Annotated in this window: 14 protein-coding genes and 1 pseudogene; 10 read left to right on the top strand and 5 right to left on the bottom strand. The window is 52.8% G+C overall.

The features are described from left to right. The first annotated feature begins 161 nt into the window (after positions 1–161). The 3 genes from ACQ0PY_RS15505 to ACQ0PY_RS15495 all read left to right on the top strand — a co-directional run bounded on the left by ACQ0PY_RS15505 (position 162) and on the right by ACQ0PY_RS15495 (position 3,362). Positions 162–1,103: a pseudouridine kinase gene (locus tag ACQ0PY_RS15505; RefSeq protein ID WP_044258740.1), complete on the top strand. Its 942-nt coding sequence runs from the start codon at positions 162–164 to the stop codon at positions 1,101–1,103. Continuing rightward, positions 1,091–2,026 (top strand): pseudouridine-5'-phosphate glycosidase, encoded by a 936-nt coding sequence (locus tag ACQ0PY_RS15500; protein ID WP_044258629.1) that lies wholly within the window; start codon positions 1,091–1,093, stop codon positions 2,024–2,026. The genes ACQ0PY_RS15505 and ACQ0PY_RS15500 overlap by 13 nt, the downstream gene beginning before the upstream one ends. A gap of 85 nt (positions 2,027–2,111) precedes the next feature. Next, complete coding sequence (locus ACQ0PY_RS15495; RefSeq protein WP_043000113.1) at positions 2,112–3,362, top strand: NupC/NupG family nucleoside CNT transporter; 1,251 nt, start codon at positions 2,112–2,114, stop codon at positions 3,360–3,362. Positions 3,363–3,417: 55 nt separating this feature from the next. Here the strand turns inward: ACQ0PY_RS15495 and ACQ0PY_RS15490 are convergent, their stop codons facing one another. The 3 genes from ACQ0PY_RS15490 to ACQ0PY_RS15480 form a co-directional block, all read right to left on the bottom strand. After that, positions 3,418–4,509, bottom strand: a complete 1,092-nt coding sequence (locus tag ACQ0PY_RS15490; protein WP_043000114.1) for a sugar kinase — start codon at positions 4,507–4,509, stop codon at positions 3,418–3,420. Between the two features lie 2 nt (positions 4,510–4,511). Next, a complete protein-coding gene (nfo, locus tag ACQ0PY_RS15485; RefSeq protein WP_043000115.1) occupies positions 4,512–5,369 on the bottom strand; it encodes a deoxyribonuclease IV in 858 nt (285 codons plus the stop codon). Positions 5,370–5,472: 103 nt separating this feature from the next. Then, a complete protein-coding gene (locus ACQ0PY_RS15480) occupies positions 5,473–6,522 on the bottom strand; it encodes a YeiH family protein (protein WP_043000116.1) in 1,050 nt (349 codons plus the stop codon). Between the two features lie 99 nt (positions 6,523–6,621). On the opposite strand from ACQ0PY_RS15480, the gene yieE reads away from it, so the two are divergent. Continuing rightward, positions 6,622–7,485 carry a DNA-binding transcriptional regulator YeiE gene (yieE, locus tag ACQ0PY_RS15475; RefSeq protein ID WP_043000117.1) on the top strand — a complete coding sequence of 288 codons (864 nt, stop codon included), beginning with the start codon at positions 6,622–6,624 and terminating at the stop codon, positions 7,483–7,485. Between the two features lie 185 nt (positions 7,486–7,670). Further along, positions 7,671–9,140 (top strand): lysine-specific permease, encoded by a 1,470-nt coding sequence (gene lysP, locus ACQ0PY_RS15470; RefSeq protein WP_044258633.1) that lies wholly within the window; start codon positions 7,671–7,673, stop codon positions 9,138–9,140. 65 nt (positions 9,141–9,205) lie between these two features. Here lysP and ACQ0PY_RS15465 read toward each other — a convergent pair whose 3' ends face one another. Continuing rightward, complete coding sequence (locus ACQ0PY_RS15465; RefSeq protein WP_044258635.1) at positions 9,206–11,191, bottom strand: ligand-gated channel protein; 1,986 nt, start codon at positions 11,189–11,191, stop codon at positions 9,206–9,208. 284 nt (positions 11,192–11,475) lie between these two features. Next, a complete protein-coding gene (gene fghA, locus ACQ0PY_RS15460; RefSeq protein ID WP_044258637.1) occupies positions 11,476–12,312 on the bottom strand; it encodes an S-formylglutathione hydrolase in 837 nt (278 codons plus the stop codon). 308 nt (positions 12,313–12,620) lie between these two features. Here fghA and folE point away from each other — a divergent pair, with 308 nt between their 5' ends. From folE to mglA, 5 genes and pseudogenes are all read left to right on the top strand, one after another. After that, positions 12,621–13,289, top strand: a complete 669-nt coding sequence (gene folE, locus ACQ0PY_RS15455; protein ID WP_043000121.1) for a GTP cyclohydrolase I FolE — start codon at positions 12,621–12,623, stop codon at positions 13,287–13,289. 14 nt (positions 13,290–13,303) lie between these two features. After that, on the top strand, positions 13,304–14,461 hold the full coding sequence (gene yeiB / locus ACQ0PY_RS15450; protein ID WP_043000122.1) for a DUF418 domain-containing protein YeiB: 1,158 nt from the start codon (positions 13,304–13,306) through the stop codon (positions 14,459–14,461). Between the two features lie 142 nt (positions 14,462–14,603). Continuing rightward, positions 14,604–15,629, top strand: coding sequence for an HTH-type transcriptional regulator GalS (galS, locus tag ACQ0PY_RS15445; RefSeq protein WP_043000123.1), 1,026 nt, complete (start codon positions 14,604–14,606; stop codon positions 15,627–15,629). A 294-nt stretch (positions 15,630–15,923) separates the two neighbouring features. Then, positions 15,924–16,922 (top strand): annotated as a pseudogene (mglB, locus tag ACQ0PY_RS15440) (galactose/glucose ABC transporter substrate-binding protein MglB). 66 nt (positions 16,923–16,988) lie between these two features. Next, positions 16,989–18,509: a galactose/methyl galactoside ABC transporter ATP-binding protein MglA gene (gene mglA / locus ACQ0PY_RS15435; RefSeq protein ID WP_043000125.1), complete on the top strand. Its 1,521-nt coding sequence runs from the start codon at positions 16,989–16,991 to the stop codon at positions 18,507–18,509. The last annotated feature ends 8 nt before the right edge of the window (positions 18,510–18,517 follow it).

Raw genomic sequence — 18,517 nt, 5'->3', positions numbered from 1 at the left:
TATCTGGCGGTTTTTGCTCTTGCCAGTGCGTTTACTTTCATAAAAACAAGCTTACTATAAACACATGTTTGAATATAAACATGTGCTCTAATAAGTCGTTTGAGCCGTGAATAGTCTTAACAATCTCAAAGTCATGGTATTTTCGTACCAGGAGATGTGCTATGCGCGAAAAGGAATACATCATCACGATTGGTTCCGCCAATATGGACGTTGCAGGATATTCGCATGCTTCCTTGAATTATGCGGACTCAAATCCGGGGAAAATTAAATTTACACCTGGCGGAGTTGGTCGCAATATCGCTCACAATCTTGCATTACTCGGGAAAAATTCCTGGTTAATGACGGCGGTTGGCAATGATTTCTATGGCCAATCGTTATTGGCGCAGACGAATCAGTCAGGCGTGCATGTGGATAATTGCCTGATTGTTGCCGGTGAGAACACCTCAAGTTATTTATCGCTTCTCGATAATACCGGTGAAATGCTGGTGGCAATCAATGACATGAGCATTACCGAACATATTTCGGCGGCGTTTCTGGCGCAGCATCTCGATTTTATCCGGGGTGCCCGTGTCATTGTGGCGGATTGTAATATTAGTGAACAGACGCTGGCCTGGTTACTGGATAACGTGGGGGATGTACCGGTGTTTGTTGACCCGGTATCGGCGTGGAAATGCGTCAAGATCCGCGAGCGTCTGGCCCAAATTCATACCCTCAAACCTAATCGTCTTGAGGCGGAAACTCTCAGCGGCATTGCCCTTTCAGGGCGCGAAGATGTTGCGAAAGTCGCTGCCTGGTTCCATGCGCGTGGCCTGCACCGTCTGGTACTCAGCATGGGGGGCGATGGGGTCTATTACAGTGAAAAAGACGGTGAGAGCGGCTGGTCGCTACCGATAAAAACCCATGTCGTTAACGTTACCGGAGCGGGAGATGCCATGATGGCGGGACTCGCTTCCTGCTGGGTTGAAGGCATGCCCTTCATTGATTCTATTCGATTTGCACAGGGTTGTTCCTCAATGGCGCTGGCCAGTGAATATACCAATAACCCTGAATTATCTGTTGCGAACGTTAAAACCCTTGTGGAGAACACAGAATGTCTGAATTAACGATTTCCTCTGAATTACTGCATATTTCGCCAGAAGTCCAGGACGCTATTAACAGTAAAAAACCGATTGTTGCGCTTGAATCGACAATTATTTCTCACGGTATGCCTTTTCCACAAAATGCGCAGACGGCAATTGAAGTCGAAGAAACTATTCGTAAGCACGGTGCTGTGCCGGCAACAATTGCCATTATTGGCGGAGTAATGAAAGTCGGCCTGAGTAAAGAAGAAATTGAATTATTAGGTCGCGAAGGACATAGCGTAACTAAAGTCAGTCGTCGTGATTTACCGTTTGTGGTAGCCGCTGGAAAAAATGGCGCGACCACGGTTGCTTCAACCATGATTATTGCCGCCCTTGCGGGTATTCACGTTTTTGCTACCGGGGGTATTGGCGGCGTTCATCGCGGTGCGGAACATACGTTTGATATTTCCGCCGATCTTCAGGAACTGGCTCATACCAATGTAACCGTGGTTTGTGCCGGCGCGAAATCTATTCTCGATTTAGGTTTAACCACGGAATATTTAGAAACGTTCGGTGTGCCGTTAATTGGATATCAGACCACTGCGTTACCGGCATTTTTCTGCCGTACCAGTCCGTTTGAGGTCAGCATTCGTCTCGACAGCGCGAAGGAAATTGCCCGGGCGATGGCAGTGAAATGGCAAACCGGCCTGAACGGAGGTCTGGTGGTCGCCAATCCAATCCCGGAAACCTACGCCATGGCGGAAGAGAAAATCAATGCGGCGATTGACCAGGCCGTCCGGGAAGCGGAAGAGCAGGGCGTTATCGGTAAAGAGAGCACGCCGTTCCTGCTGGCGCGCGTTGCTGAATTAACCGGAGGCGACAGCCTGAAGTCCAACATCCAACTGGTGTTTAACAACGCCGTACTGGCCTGCGAGATAGCGAAGGAATATCAACGCCTCGCCTGATCGAAACGAACGGGCAGCGTGCGGTCGCCCGAAACCACCAAAACCTGGCCTCGCGCCGGGTTTCCTGGCATGAAGGGAAATCATTATGGATATAATGAGAAGTGTTGTGGGTATGGCGGTACTGCTGGTGATCGCATACTTACTGTCAGTGAATAAAAAACACATCAGCTTACGTACCGTGGGCGCAGCGCTGGTGCTGCAAATTGCGATTGGCGGGATCATGCTCTATTTCCCGCCGGGCAAATGGCTGGTTGAACAGGCGGCGCTGGGTGTGCATAAAGTTATGTCTTACAGTGACGCGGGCAGTGCCTTTATTTTTGGCTCTCTGGTTGGGCCAAAAATGGATGTGCTGTTTGATGGCGCCGGTTTTATCTTCGCCTTCCGCGTGCTCCCGGCGATCATTTTTGTCACCGCGCTTATCAGCCTGTTGTACTACATTGGCGTGATGGGACTGCTGATTCGCATCCTGGGCGGGATTTTCCAGAAGGCCCTGAATATCAGTAAGATTGAATCGTTCGTTGCGGTCACGACGATTTTCCTCGGGCAAAACGAGATCCCGGCGATTGTGAAGCCGTTTATTGACCGCCTGAATCGCAATGAACTGTTTACCGCGATCTGTAGCGGGATGGCCTCGATTGCGGGCTCGATGATGATTGGCTACGCCGGTATGGGCGTGCCGATTGATTATCTGCTGGCGGCCTCGCTGATGGCGATTCCTGGCGGGATCCTGTTTGCGCGTATTCTGAGTCCGGCAACGGAAGAGTCAAAAGTCACTTTCGAAAACCTCTCTTTCACCGAAACGCCACCGAAAAGCATTATCGAAGCCGCGGCAAGCGGTGCGATGACCGGGCTGAAAATTGCCGCAGGCGTGGCAACGGTGGTCATGGCGTTTGTCGCGATTATCGCACTGCTTAACGGCATTATCGGCGGAATTGGCGGCTGGTTTGGCTATGGTCATGCGACGCTTGAAGGGATCTTCGGCTGGGTGTTAGCCCCGCTGGCGTGGATCATGGGCGTTGACTGGAGCGATGCCACCCTGGCAGGGAGCCTGATTGGGCAGAAGCTGGCAATCAACGAATTTGTCGCTTACCTCAACCTGTCGCCTTATTTGCAGGATGGCGGCACCCTGGATGTGAAAACCATCGCCATCATCTCTTTTGCGCTGTGTGGGTTTGCCAACTTTGGTTCCATTGGCGTAGTGGTCGGGGCGTTCTCGGCTATTTCGCCTCAGCGCGCGCCGGAAATCGCCCAGTTGGGTATGCGGGCGCTGGCGGCAGCCACGCTCTCTAACCTGATGAGTGCGACCATTGCCGGGTTCTTTATTGGACTGGCGTAGCGTGGCTGATGGCTTATCCGGTCAGGGGACCGACCCTGGGCCGGATAAGCCGTTTTCACTGGCTTGTTTTTAACAGATACAGCGCGTTATCAGCGGAAAGGGTGGGGTTGTTGATACTGACGCTGGCGCGTGACAGGGCCGCACAGGCCATTGCGAAATTCGCGCTTTCGCGAAAATCGCTCCCTTCCAGAAAGCAATAGATCAGTCCGGCCATAAAACCGTCATCGGCACCGAAGCTGTCGACCACCGTATGCGCGGGCGGCGTGAGCAAGAATTGCTCACCATCTTTCTCGCTACAAAAGACTGACTCATCTTCCAGACAGACAAAAATCTGTTGAATGCCCTGTTGATGAAGGGCATTCACCGCGCTGAGTCGATCGGCATCGCTGTTGATGGGGTGACCCCATAAGATCTCCAGCTCTTTTTGTGTCGGTTTCAGCGTATGGATGCGCGTAAACCAGGTTTTCACCTTCGTCGCTTTGAACTCGGAAACGGTATCAATAAATACCGGAATGTCATCAGCAACCGTAAAGACCCATTCGATGGCTTCCGGCGTCAGGTTGCAGTCCGCCAGCACCACTCCGGCGTGACGGATTAAATCCCGCGAGCTGTTCAGCAACTGCGGCGTCAGCTGTTGCAGGATATGGGTATCATTAATTGCCAGCACCGTCTCTTCTTGCTGATTGGCGATGGAGAGATAAGTTGAGGTGTTATGCCCGTGCAGGCGAATGCAACTGGAGATATTGACGCCTGCCTGGCGTGTTTGTTCCAGCAACGTCTCGCCGTAAAAATCACTGCCGACAGCGGAAATCAGATGCACATCGCGACCCAGCAGGGCGAGGTTATGGGCAATGTTGCGCCCGACGCCACCTGCAGAACAGTGGATACTGCCCGGGTTAGACGCGGCCTGCGGGTAGTGGATATCCGCCATCCCACGAATATCCATGTTAATCGCCCCTACCACCACGCAATAGGCCTGTTCGGTAAGAATGTAACCTTTTCCTTTGATTGCCCCTTTACGCATCAGGTCCATGATGTGCGCGGCGACGCGTGAACGGCTGATCTGCAAAATATCAGCGATTTCGTTTTGCTGAATCAGCGGGTTGCGGCGCAGAATTTTGAGTATCTGTTTTTCCCTGTCGTTCATGATTACGCAACCGCCTTTTCAGTTTGCTGCGCTTTCAGCCACGCGATCTCTTCTGCCCAGATGTCGGGATTGATGGTTTCCAGCACCAGCGGAATGCCGTCGAAACGGGCGTCCTGCATGATCCAGCGGAACGCGTCATGACCAATGTTGCCTTCGCCCAGACTGTGGTGACGGTCGACCCGGCTGCCAAAGGCACTCTTGGCATCGTTCAGGTGCATACCGCGCAGATACTGGAAACCGACGATGCGCTCGAATTCGGCAAAGGTTTTTTCGCATTCGGCGGCGGAACGCAAGTCGTAACCCGCGGCGAAAGCGTGGCAGGTGTCAATGCAAACGCCGACGCGTGATTTGTCTTCTACACCATCGATGATGGCGGCAAGGTGCTCGAATTTGAATCCGAGGTTGCTGCCCTGACCGGCAGTATTTTCAATCACCGCAGTCACCCCTTCGGTCTGGGCGAGTGTGATGTTGATCGACTCAGCAATCTTTGCCAGACACTCGTCTTCCGAAATTTGCATCAGGTGGCTGCCTGGATGGAAGTTAAGCAGAGATAAGCCGAGTTGTTCACAACGCTGCATTTCATCAAGAAAAGCCGCACGGGATTTTTCCAGCGCCTCGCCGACCGGGTGGCCCAGGTTGATCAGATAGCTATCGTGCGGCAGGATTTGAGCGGATGTGAAGTGGTATTGCTCACAGGCGGCTTTAAAGTCATCGATGATTTGCGCGGTAAGAGGGGCGGCGCGCCATTGACGCTGATTTTTAGTAAAGAGTGCAAACGCGGTTGCCTCGATTTCAGCGGCGCGAATTGCGGCATTTGCCAGCCCGCCAGCTGCGCTGACGTGTGCTCCGATGTATTTCATTAAAGACTCCTGTTAACCCACCAGATGTGGCCTGGCGGATTTGTGTATCCGGAAATTGAATCTTGCCAATCATAGCGGGTTAACAGGGTCAGGATGTAGTGAATTATGCAATAACGTGCTGGACCAGGACGTTAATCACGCCACCGCCGACAATCAGCCAGATGAACAGCACCAGTGCCATCAACAGCGGTTTCGCTCCAGCTTTCTTCAGCGCGCTGACATGCGTCGTCAGCCCCAGTGCCGCCATTGCCATAGCCAGCAGGACCGTATCCAGTGTGACCAGCATGTTCACCACCGCCTGCGGTAGCAGGTGGAATGAGTTGAAAATGGCGACCACAATGAACAGAATCGCAAACCACGGAATGGTGATTTTGCTTTTTTCCCCACCGTTGGCCGGTGACAGTTGCTTAACGCGAGCGGCCATAAAGATGAGGAACGGAGCCAGCATCATGACGCGAAGCATTTTGGCAATCACCGCTGCGTTTTCGGCGTCCGGGCTAATCGCGTGTCCTGCCGCCACAACCTGAGCAACTTCATGCATGGTGGAGCCAATGAAGATGCCGTAGGTTTCCGGACTAAACCAGTGCGCCAGCAGCGGATACATCGCCGGGTAGAGGAAAATCGCCATCGTCCCGAAGATCACGACCGTTGCGACGGCAACCGTGACTTTGCTGGCTTCGGCTTTCACAACTGGTTCCGTCGCCAGTACCGCCGCCGCGCCGCAAATGCTGCTACCCGCGCCGATCAGCCAACTGGTCTGGCGATCCAGCCCAAAGACTTTTTGCCCCAGAAAGCACGCCAGCATAAAGGTGCTGGACAGCGTCAGGATGTCGATCAGAATGCCGCTGACACCTACGTCAGCAATTTGCGCGAAGGTGAGGCGAAAGCCGTAGAGGATGATCCCCAGGCGCAATAAATGTTGTTTGGCAAACAGGACGCCGCCGTCACAGCTTTTCCAGATCTGGGGATAGACGGTATTACCGATCACCATCCCCAATAAAATCGCTAAGGTGAGGGCGCTGAATCCGGCACCCGCCACGGCGGGAATGGACCCGCCCCATAAGGCGACTCCGGTAATCACTGCACTCAGGGCAAGCCCCGGAATAAAATGCCACATTGTTCGACGATGATTCGTTAAGGTGAGTTCTGTCATTGCCTTCTCCTCTTTTATGGGCAAAAGGTTACGGCGAACTGGCTTAAAAATAAAATTGATTATATATTTATAATTAATCTTTATAAGTGGTAAGCGACCATGCACATCACCCTGCGGCAACTCGAAGTCTTCACCGAAGTTTTGAAAAGCGGCTCAACAACGCAGGCATCGGTGATGCTGGCGCTGTCGCAATCGGCAGTCAGCGCGGCGCTGACCGATCTGGAAGGTCAACTGGGCGTTCAGCTTTTCGACCGCGTAGGCAAACGGCTGGTGGTGAATGAGCACGGGCGCTTGCTTTACCCGCGGGCGCTGGCGTTGCTGGAGCAGGCGGTGGAGATCGAGCAGTTGTTCCGCGAAGACAACGGCGCGATACGCGTGTATGCCAGCAGCACCATCGGCAACTATATCCTTCCGGGGGTGATTGCCCGTTATCGGCGAGATTTCCCCGCGCTGCCGCTGGAACTTAGCGTCGGCAACAGTCAGGATGTGATTACAGCGGTGCTCGATTTTCGGGTCGACATTGGGCTTATCGAAGGGCCGTGTCACAATACGGAGATCATCTCGGAGCCGTGGCTGGAAGATGAACTGGTGGTCTTCGCCGCACCATCTTCACCGCTGGCGCAGGGACCGGTGACGCTTGAACAGCTCGCAGCCGCCCCCTGGATCCTGCGCGAACGCGGTTCCGGGACGCGCGAAATTGTCGATTATCTGCTGCTGTCGCACCTGCCCAAATTTGAAATGGCGATGGAGCTGGGAAACTCAGAAGCCATCAAGCATGCCGTTCGTCATGGGCTGGGCATTAGCTGTCTGTCACGACGCGTGATTGATGAACAACTCCAGGCGGGAACGCTGAGCGAAGTGGCGGTGCCGCTTCCGCGTCTGGTGCGTACGCTCTGGCGGATCCATCATCGCCAGAAACACCTCTCTAATGCGCTCCAGCGCTTCCTCAATTATTGCGAATAATGCCTGCCGGGGACCGATCGCCTGACGGTGATAAGTCCTGGGGGCAGTAAGTTCCCCATTCTCTGCTATTACTTATAATCCGCGGCCAGTCATGAAGGTCTCTTATAACAGCGCATTTGTGCCGGAAGACGAGCGTTTCGTCTGCTACAATCGCGCCTCATTTTTTGGATGGATAGCATTTTCACATGGTTTCCGAAACTAAAACCACAGAAGCGCCCGCGTTACGTCGCGAACTGAAGGCGCGTCACCTGACGATGATCGCGATTGGCGGTTCTATCGGTACAGGTCTTTTCGTGGCATCTGGTGCCACCATTTCCGCAGCGGGTCCAGGCGGTGCGCTGTTTTCCTATATTCTGATTGGCCTGATGGTGTACTTCCTGATGACCAGTCTGGGCGAACTGGCGGCGTATATGCCGGTATCCGGTTCGTTTGCGACCTACGGTCAGAACTATGTTGAAGAAGGCTTCGGCTTCGCGCTGGGCTGGAACTACTGGTACAACTGGGCGGTGACCATCGCTGTTGACCTTGTGGCGGCACAGCTGGTGATGAGCTGGTGGTTCCCTGATACTCCAGGCTGGATCTGGAGTGCGCTGTTCCTCGGCGTCATCTTCCTGCTGAACTACATCTCGGTCAGAGGCTTTGGTGAAGCGGAATACTGGTTCTCACTGATCAAAGTGGCCACTGTGATTATCTTCATCATTGTTGGCGTTATGATGATCGTCGGTATCTTCAAAGGCACTCAGCCGGTGGGCTGGAGCAACTGGACGACGGGCGATGCGCCGTTTGCCGGTGGCTTTGCGGCGATGATTGGCGTGGCGATGATTGTCGGTTTCTCCTTCCAGGGGACGGAACTGATTGGTATTGCCGCCGGTGAATCTGAAGATCCGGAGAAGAACATTCCGCGTGCGGTGCGTCAGGTGTTCTGGCGAATCCTGCTGTTCTATGTCTTCGCGATTCTGATTATCAGCCTGATCATTCCGTACACCGATCCGAGCCTGCTGCGTAACGATGTGAAAGACATCAGCGTCAGCCCGTTCACGCTGGTCTTCCAGCATGCCGGTCTGCTCTCTGCGGCGGCAGTGATGAATGCGGTGATCCTGACGGCGGTGCTGTCGGCGGGTAACTCCGGGATGTACGCCTCAACCCGTATGCTATACACCCTGGCCTGCGATGGTAAAGCGCCGCGTATTTTTGCGAAACTGTCTCGCGGCGGTGTTCCGCGTAATGCGCTGTATGCCACGACGGTGATTGCCGGTCTGTGCTTCCTGACCTCAATGTTCGGTAACCAGACGGTGTACCTGTGGCTGCTGAATACTTCCGGGATGACGGGCTTTATCGCCTGGCTGGGGATTGCCATCAGCCACTATCGTTTCCGTCGTGGGTATGTTCTGCAAGGGCATGACGTGAAGGATCTGCCGTATCGTTCCGGCTTCTTCCCGCTGGGGCCGATCTTCGCGTTTGTTCTGTGTCTTATCATCACGCTGGGCCAGAACTATGAAGCGTTCCTGAAAGACACCATTGACTGGGGCGGCGTGGCGGCAACCTATATTGGTATCCCGCTGTTCCTGATTATCTGGTTCGGCTATAAGCTGACCCGCGGGACTCACTTCGTACGTTACAATGAAATGCACTTCCCGGAACGCGTGAAGAAATAGTCGTCACCGCATGAATAAAGCGATAAAAAAGCCTCCGTTGCGGAGGCTTTTTTTTTGGGAGGGACTCAGAAGTTGTACGTCAGACCTACCGTATAACGACGACCATCGAGAATGGTGTCATAGGTATCGTAATCAATCTGTTTATCCAGCGCGTTATACACCCCGGCTGTCACCAGCAGGTTTTTGTTCGCGTTGTAACGCAGACCGACATCAACCTGCGTATAGGACGGTGTGCCCTGCGACATTGAGGTGCGGCTCAGGTATTCAGACGTTTTACCGCGGAAGTTCAGACGGCTCCAGAAGCCGACGGTCTCCGTTGCCTGCCAGTCCAGCGTGGTGTTAAACATATGCTTTGGCATTTTGTTTAATGGCTTGCCTTCAAACTGGCCGCTCTTCTGTTCTGACTCGGTATAGGTGTAGTTAGCCGTCCAGTTGAGGTCGCGGGTCATCTTCCAACCGAATGTGGATTCCACGCCGCGCATGTTGGCTTTATCGACGTTCACGCGATCGCTGACGAAATCATAGCTTTCGCTGCCAATCGTACAGGCCGGATCGGCGCTGCTGTTGCAGCGACGAACTTCGGTGATCTTGTCTTTGAAATCAGTATTGAACAGGGTGATGCCGGCATTAAGGTTATCGCCGTTATCCCACAGCAGTCCCAGCTCTTCGCTCAGGCTCTTTTCTGGTTTCAGATCCGGGTTGCCGACAATAATGCCATTCAAACGACCGCCACCGGTGACCTGACCCCAGTTTGCGGAGGACTGACGCAGATCGGGTGCGCGGTAGCCTGCGGAGACGCCACCTTTTAAGGTCCATTGATCGCTCAGATGCCAGACGCCATAACCGCGCGGCGTCCAGTTGTCGCCGTAGTTTTCGTCCTTATCCATACGGATCCCGCCGGTCAGGGTAAAACTATCGGTCATCGCCCATTCGTCTTCTGCAAACAGCGCCCAGCTCCAGCGGGTCAGTTTATTCAGACCGTCAGCCGCTTCCAGTTGGTTGCCGTTATCGCGCAGTTTTTCATAACGGTACTGACCGCCCAGCGTCATCGTATGGGCGCCGAGGAAAATCTGGTTCTGGTTATTGAAGATCGTGTTGTATGACTTCATCTCACGACCCGGGTTGTGGGTCTCTTCCTGCTGGATATAGCTGGTGCTGTTGAAATCATCGTAATAGCCGCTGTGCGTCAGTGAATACGTGGTGTGCTCATAGCGGTTTTCACTTTTCGTGTTTGGCTTACAGGTGCCTTTCCGGCAGGTTTCCTCGGCCATCGATTTACCTGGCGTACTGTTGCGATCCTGCAATTCACGAGCGATATCAAAATCGATGTCGTTCTTATCGTCCGGTGTAAAGTTAAGGGTCAGACCGCCGTTACGCAGGCGCTGCTCATTGTAACCGTTGACGATCTGATCTTCCGCGCGGCGGGACAGCAGTCCGGTGACTTTCGCACCCAGCAAGCCGTCGATCAGCGGACCAGAAGCATAGGCATTGGTCTGGAACAGATCGCCGGAGTCGCTGTTTTCCTGGAAAGTAGCGTCACCGTGCAGAGAACCGGTCCAGCCTTTGGTGTTAGAGACTTTTTTGGTGATCACGTTAATCACGCCGCCCATCGCATCGGATCCGTACAGCGAGGACATCGGGCCACGGATGACTTCGATACGCTCGATGGACTCCAGCGGCGGCAGCCAGCCCTGCTCGATCCCAGAATTATCGCTGTTCGGACGCGTACCGCGAGTGCTGATGCGTTTACCGTTCACCAGGAACAGCGTGTATTGCGACGCCATCCCTCGGATGCTGATATCACTGCTGCTGCCCCCGCCTGTGACGACTACGCCAGGGACATCTTTCAGTGCATCGGTAACGTCACGATAAGCTTTGTCTTCAATTTGCTGTTTTGAAATAACCGAAATTGAAGCTGGGGCGTTCTGGATCTTCTGCTCAAATCCCGTCGCGGTAACCACAACGGTATCCTGATCGGCAGCATGAACGAGCGATGGGAGGCATGCCGCGCTGACGACGATGGCAATAGCCTTAACGTGAGGTATAGTCATTTTGTCATTCCATTAAACGAATAAAAACCGCGTGCCATGTAAAAGGCCATGACAACTGTATGTGTTTGTCTTTTAAGAACTCTTAGCGGTAAAGAAGCGGGGGAAATTGTACAAAAGAATGAATTTTTGTAAACACAAATGATAATTGAAATCATTTGCGTTTGTTTGGTTTGTAAGGGAAAACCTTTTAAGTCAATAAGATAGCGGAACGTAAATGTGAGGAAAAAATGAAGAAATCATGGAGATGTGGAGAAGAAGAAGGAGGGCGCATTGCCCTCCTGCGGTTATTTCATCAAATGTTCGGCATGGAAGCGCAGATGATCCTCAATGAATGAGGCAATAAAGTAATAGCTATGATCGTAACCAGGCTGAATACGCAGCGTCATCGGCCATGCGGTCTGGCGTGCGGCTTCAGCCAGAACCGCGGGTTGGAGCTGATCGGCCAGAAACTGATCGCTGTCGCCCTGGTCAATCAGCGTCGGGATGGCGTCTTCCGGCTGGCTGGCGTACATCAACGCACAGCTATCCCATTGCGCCCATGCGGCGCGATCCTCGCCGAGATAGGCGAGAAACGCTTTTTCGCCCCACGGGACGCGGCACGGGTTAACGATGGGGGCGAATGCAGAAACGCTGGTGTATTTGCCTGGATTTTTCAACGCCATGATCAGCGCACCGTGACCGCCCATGGAGTGTCCACTGATCGCGCAGCGATCGCTGACGTTAAAATGCGCCTGAATCAGCGACGGGAGTTCGTCCCGCACGTAATCATACATGCGGAAATGAGCAGCCCAGGGTTGCTGCGTCGCATTGAGATAAAAACCGGCCCCCTGACCAAGATCATACCCCTCATCGTTGGCGACCTGTTCACCGCGCGGGCTGGTATCCGGCATGACTAAAACGATGCCTAATTCAGCCGCGATACGCTGCGCACCGGCCTTAGTGGTAAAGTTTTCATCATTACAGGTTAACCCGGACAGCCAGTACAGAACCGGCGGAGGGGTAGTATCACGAGGGGGAGGGAGAAAAATGCTGAACGTCATTGCACAGTTCAGCGTGGTGGAGTCGTGACGCCAGCGTTGCTGCCAGCCTTCAAAACAGCGGTGCTCTTCGAGCATTTCCATGCGTGGCTCCTTGTTATGTTGAACCTGAATGTGTTCGCAAACTCCCCATAATACAGATAATTCATGGCACTGTGAGTAACTTTCACTTCCGCATCGCGCAGACTTGCTTCATCATCGAGCACACGTCGATGTAACCCTTCCCGTCCTCTTTTACGAAACGTGGTTTGAAAGGCAACGGCGATTTCAATAATTATCGTTGTGAATACTGGATTATGTGCGCGGCCTCACGCACAATAATCAGGCTGTCAACAGCCTACAAACTTTGCCCCACGCAGGGCAGAGGCGCCACACCTGCAGGAGAAGAATAAATGTCATCACTCAGTAAAGAAGCGGCCCTGGTTCATGAAGCGCTGGTAGCGCGAGGGCTGGAAACGCCGCTGCGCCCGCCCGTGCATGAGATGGATAACGAAACGCGCAAACGTCTTATCTCAGGCCATATGACCGAGATCATGCAGTTGCTGAACCTCGACCTGAGCGATGACAGCCTGATGGAAACCCCGCATCGCATCGCCAAAATGTATGTCGATGAGATTTTCTCAGGCCTGGATTACGCCAATTTCCCGAAAATCACCGTTATTGAAAACAAAATGAAAGTCGATGAGATGGTTACCGTACGCGACATCACTCTCACCAGCACGTGTGAACACCATTTTGTGACCATTGATGGTAAAGCCACCGTGGCCTATATCCCGAAAGAGTCGGTGATTGGTTTGTCGAAGATCAACCGCATCGTCCAGTTCTTTGCCCAACGTCCGCAGGTACAGGAGCGTCTGACGCAACAGATCCTGACCGCGCTGCAAACTCTGCTGGGAACCAATAACGTGGCCGTATCGATTGATGCGGTGCATTACTGCGTGAAAGCACGCGGTATTCGTGATGCCACCAGTGCAACCACCACCACCTCGCTTGGCGGTCTGTTTAAATCGAGCCAGAATACGCGTCAGGAATTTTTGCGCGCGGTCCGTCATCACAACTGATTAAGGCAGGAGCTATGGAGCGTAATGTCACGCTGGATTTTGTCCGTGGCGTCGCCATCCTTGGCATCCTGCTATTAAATATCAGCGCCTTTGGTTTGCCAAAGGCGGCTTACCTCAATCCCGCCTGGTACGGAAATATCACGGCTTCAGATGCCTGGACATGGGCCATTCTGGATCTGTTCGCGCAGGTAAAATTCCTCACTTTGTTTGCACTGCTGTTTGGCGCGGGCCTGCAAATGCTGCTGCCGCGTGGCAAGCGCTGGATCCAGTCCCGCCTGACTCTGCTGGTGCTCCTTGGTTTTATTCATGCCTTGCTGTTTTGGGACGGCGATATTCTACTGGCCTATGGGCTGGTGGGGCTGATCTGCTGGCGACTGGTGCGCGATGCACCATCGGTGAAAAGCCTGTTTAACACCGGCGTGATGCTCTATCTGGTCGGCATTGCCGTTCTGCTGCTGCTTGGCGCGATCTCCGGCAGTGAAACAAACCGCGCCTGGACGCCGGATGCGTCTGCGTTGCTGTATGAACAATACTGGAAGGTGAATGGCGGCGTGGAAGCCATCAGTAATCGGGTCGATGCCTTATCGAATAGCCTGCTGGCGTTGGGCGCGCAGTACGGCTGGCAACTGGCGGGTATGATGTTGCTCGGGGCGGCACTGATGCGCAGTGGCTGGCTGAAAGGGCAGTTTCGTCTTTCGCATTACCGACGCAGCGGTTTTTTACTGATCGCCGTGGGTCTACTTATTAACCTGCCTGCCGTGGTCGTACAGTGGCAACTGGAGTGGAGCTATCGCTGGTGCGCGTTCTTGTTACAGGCTCCGCGTGAGCTTAGCGCACCATTTCAGACGCTCGGCTATACCGCGCTGATGTTTGGTTACTGGCCGCAGTTAAGCCGCAGCAAAATCGCTCATGCGATTGCCTGTGTCGGGCGAATGGCGCTGACAAATTATCTGCTGCAAACCGTGATTTGCACCACGCTGTTTTATCAATTCGGCTTATTTATGAAATTTGACCGACTGGAACTGCTGCTGTTTGTCATCCCGGTGTGGCTGGCAAACCTGCTTTTCTCCGTGATCTGGTTACGATTCCTGCCTCAGGGTCCGATGGAGTGGCTCTGGCGGCAATTAACCCTGCGAGCGTCAGGGACGTCATTGTCCCATACATCCAGATAACGATCTGGATCACAATCATTAACAAAATGGATGTAAGCGCTTTCATCGCTGTGACCGCACTCACGTAGTCCTTTTCCCTCCGCTGACAAAATAGCCGCCAGTTATGCAGCGAGTGGCTGCAATTCCAGACAGGGTAGTGAATATGATCACCATTCGTGATGTGGCGCGTCAGGCAGGCGTATCGGTAGCGACGGTTTCCCGCGTGTTAAATAACAGCGCGCTGGTCAGTCCTGATACGCGCGAGGCGGTAATGAAGGCGGTGACGCTGCTGGGCTACCGGCCAAACGCCAATGCCCAGGCGCTGGCCACGCAGGTCAGTGAAACCATCGGCGTGGTGGTGATGGACGTGTCCGATGCGTTTTTTGGCGCGCTGGTGAAAGCGGTAGATCTGGTCGCTCAACAGCATCAAAAATATGTGCTGATCGGCAACAGCTATCATGAAGCCGAAAAAGAGCGTCATGCCATTGAGGTGTTGATCCGCCAGCGCTGTAACGCGCTGATCGTTCACTCAAAAGCGTTAAGCGATCGGGAACTGGGCGAGTTTATGGATCAGATCCCCGGTATGGTGCTGATCAACCGCATTGTCCCTGGCTACGCCCACCGCTGCGTGTGCCTGGACAATATCAGCGGCGCGAAAATGGCGACCCGTATGTTATTGAATAATGGTCATCAGCGGATTGGCTATCTGGCTTCCAGCCACCGCATTGAAGATGACGTCATGCGCCGGGAAGGGTGGAGCAGTGCGCTTAAGGAGCAGGGCATTGTGGCGCCTGAAAGCTGGATTGGCATCGGAGCGCCGGATATGCAGGGCGGTGAGGCGGCAATGGTTGAGCTGCTGGGGCGCAACCTGCAGCTAAGCGCCGTGTTTGCCTATAACGACAATATGGCCGCGGGCGCGCTGACGGCGCTAAAGGACAACGGCATTTCCATTCCCTTACACCTTTCAATCATTGGTTTCGACGATATTCCCATCGCCCGTTACACCGATCCCCAGTTGACAACGGTGCGCTATCCCATTGCTTCTATGGCAAAACTGGCGACAGAACTCGCATTACAGGGCGCTGCGGGAACGCTGGATTTATCCGCGACCCACTGCTTTATGCCGACCCTCGTGCGGCGTCATTCGGTTGCTGTACGACAGAATGCGGCGGCGATCACTAACTTATGATTTCGCCAGATGTAACCGCTTTCAATATGTGAGTAAATTCACAGTATCTTAACATTGTGATAGCTATGATGGCACCGCTTGTCGCACTGTAACTACGATGTAACTGTGAGTAATCACTTTTACCGAGGTAAAAGCGCTTTAAGCGAAATTAAAGCCTATTTCTGGAGCGTTACCGGGCAAGGAAGAGAGATTTTTTTAAAATGAGCTTCGGCGTTTACATAACACTTCATTAACGTTTTGTCCCGCCGGGCATTTATCTTACGTACTACCCTGCATAATAAAACCGGAGTTACCATGAATAAGAAGGTGTTGACCCTTTCTGCCGTTATGGCAAGCATGTTATTCGGCGCGGCTGCACACGCTGCGGATACTCGCATCGGTGTGACAATCTACAAATATGACGATAACTTTATGTCCGTGGTGCGTAAGGCTATCGAAGCAGATGCGAAAACGGCGCCAGATGTGCAACTGCTGATGAACGACTCGCAGAACGACCAGTCCAAACAAAACGATCAGATCGACGTGCTGCTGGCAAAAGGCGTGAAAGCGCTGGCCATCAACCTGGTTGACCCGGCGGCTGCGGGCACCGTTATCGAAAAAGCGCGCGGTCAGAATGTGCCTGTGGTCTTCTTCAACAAAGAACCTTCCCGTAAAGCGCTGGACAGCTATGACAAGGCTTACTACGTCGGTACTGACTCCAAAGAATCCGGTATTATCCAGGGCGATCTGATAGCCAAACACTGGGCGGCAAACCAGGGCTGGGATCTGAACAAAGACGGTCAGATTCAGTTCGTGCTGCTGAAAGGCGAGCCGGGTCATCCGGATGCTGAAGCGCGTACCACTTACGTTATCAAAGAGCTGAACGACAAAGGCATCAAAACCGAACAGCTGTAGTTAGATACCGCCATGTGGGACACCGCAATGGCGAAGGACAAAATGGATGCGTGGCTTTCCGGTCCGAACGCCAACAAAATTGAAGTGGTTATCGCCAACAACGATGCGATGGCAATGGGCGCCGTTGAAGCGCTGAAAGCACACAACAAAACCAGCGTACCGGTATTTGGCGTCGATGCGCTGCCAGAAGCGCTGGCACTGGTGAAATCCGGCGCACTGGCCGGTACTGTGCTGAACGATGCGAACAACCAGGCAAAAGCGACCTTTGACCTGGCGAAAAACCTTGCCGATGGCAAGGGGGCGGCTGACGGCACTGAGTGGAAAATCGAAAATAAAATCGTCCGCGTTCCTTACGTAGGCGTTGATAAAGATAACCTGGCCGAGTTCACTAAGAAGTAAGTTTGTGGGGCGCGATGTTATCGCGCCCTTTCATCCCGCACTCTGCGAGGCCAACAAGGTATAATTATGGTCAGCACAACTACTCAGCCGTCAGGCGAATTCTTGTTGGAAATGAGCGGCATCAACAAGTCTTTTCCCGGCGTTAAGGCACTTGATAATGTTAATTTAAAAGTCCGCCCACATTCGATTCATGCATTAATGGGAGAGAATGGCGCAGGAAAGTCGACACTATTAAAATGTCTTTTTGGGATCTATCAAAAAGATTCTGGCAGCATATTATTTCAGGGTAAAGAAATCGATTTTCATTCAGCCAAAGAAGCGCTGGAGAATGGTATTTCAATGGTACACCAGGAATTAAACCTGGTATTACAACGTTCTGTTATGGACAACATGTGGCTGGGGCGTTATCCCACCAAAGGCATGTTTGTCGATCAGGATAAAATGTACCGCGATACCAAAGCGATTTTTGACGAGCTGGATATTGATATCGATCCGCGTGCGCGCGTCGGAACATTGTCCGTCTCGCAAATGCAGATGATTGAAATTGCCAAAGCGTTTTCGTATAACGCCAAAATTGTGATTATGGATGAACCGACCTCTTCGTTAACCGAAAAAGAGGTCAACCATCTGTTCACCATTATTCGCAAGCTGAAAGAACGCGGTTGCGGTATTGTCTACATCTCCCACAAAATGGAAGAAATTTTCCAGTTGTGTGATGAAATTACCGTGTTGCGCGACGGACAGTGGATTGCGACGCAACCGCTGGAAGGGCTGGATATGGACAAGATCATCGCCATGATGGTCGGCCGTTCCTTGAACCAGCGATTCCCGGATAAATCCAACAATCCGGGGGAAGTGATTCTTGAAGTGCGCAACCTGACCTCGCTGCGTCAGCCGTCTATTCGGGATGTTTCCTTTGATTTGCATAAAGGCGAGATCCTCGGTATCGCAGGACTGGTCGGCGCTAAGCGTACTGACATCGTTGAAACGCTGTTTGGTATCCGTGAGAAATCATCGGGCACCATTACGCTGCACGGCAAAAAGATTAATAACCACAGTGCGAATGAAGCCATTAACCACGGTTTCGCGCTGGTCACCGAAGAGCGTCGTTCTACCGGGATTTATGCTTATCTGGACATTGGTTTTAACTCCTTAATTTCCAATATTCAGAATTACAAAAATAAAGTGGGTCTGTTAGATAACTCACGAATGAAAAGTGATACCCAATGGGTTATTGACTCTATGCGGGTAAAAACGCCAGGTCACAAGACGCAAATTGGTTCGCTTTCGGGCGGTAACCAGCAGAAAGTGGTTATTGGTCGCTGGCTGCTGACGCAACCGGAAATTTTAATGCTCGACGAACCCACCCGTGGGATCGACGTCGGTGCGAAGTTTGAAATTTATCAGTTAATTGCGGAACTGGCGAAAAAAGGTAAGGGGATCATTATTATCTCCTCCGAAATGCCGGAATTGTTAGGGATAACGGATCGTATTCTGGTCATGAGCAACGGCCTCGTTTCTGGAATTGTTGATACAAAAACGACAACGCAAAACGAAATTCTGCGTCTTGCGTCTTTGCACCTTTAAGATCAGGG

Source organism: Citrobacter sp. LST-B2, from assembly GCF_057983045.1.
Note: the sequence above shows the minus strand (reverse complement) of the source record. Positions and strands in the feature narration are given on the sequence as shown.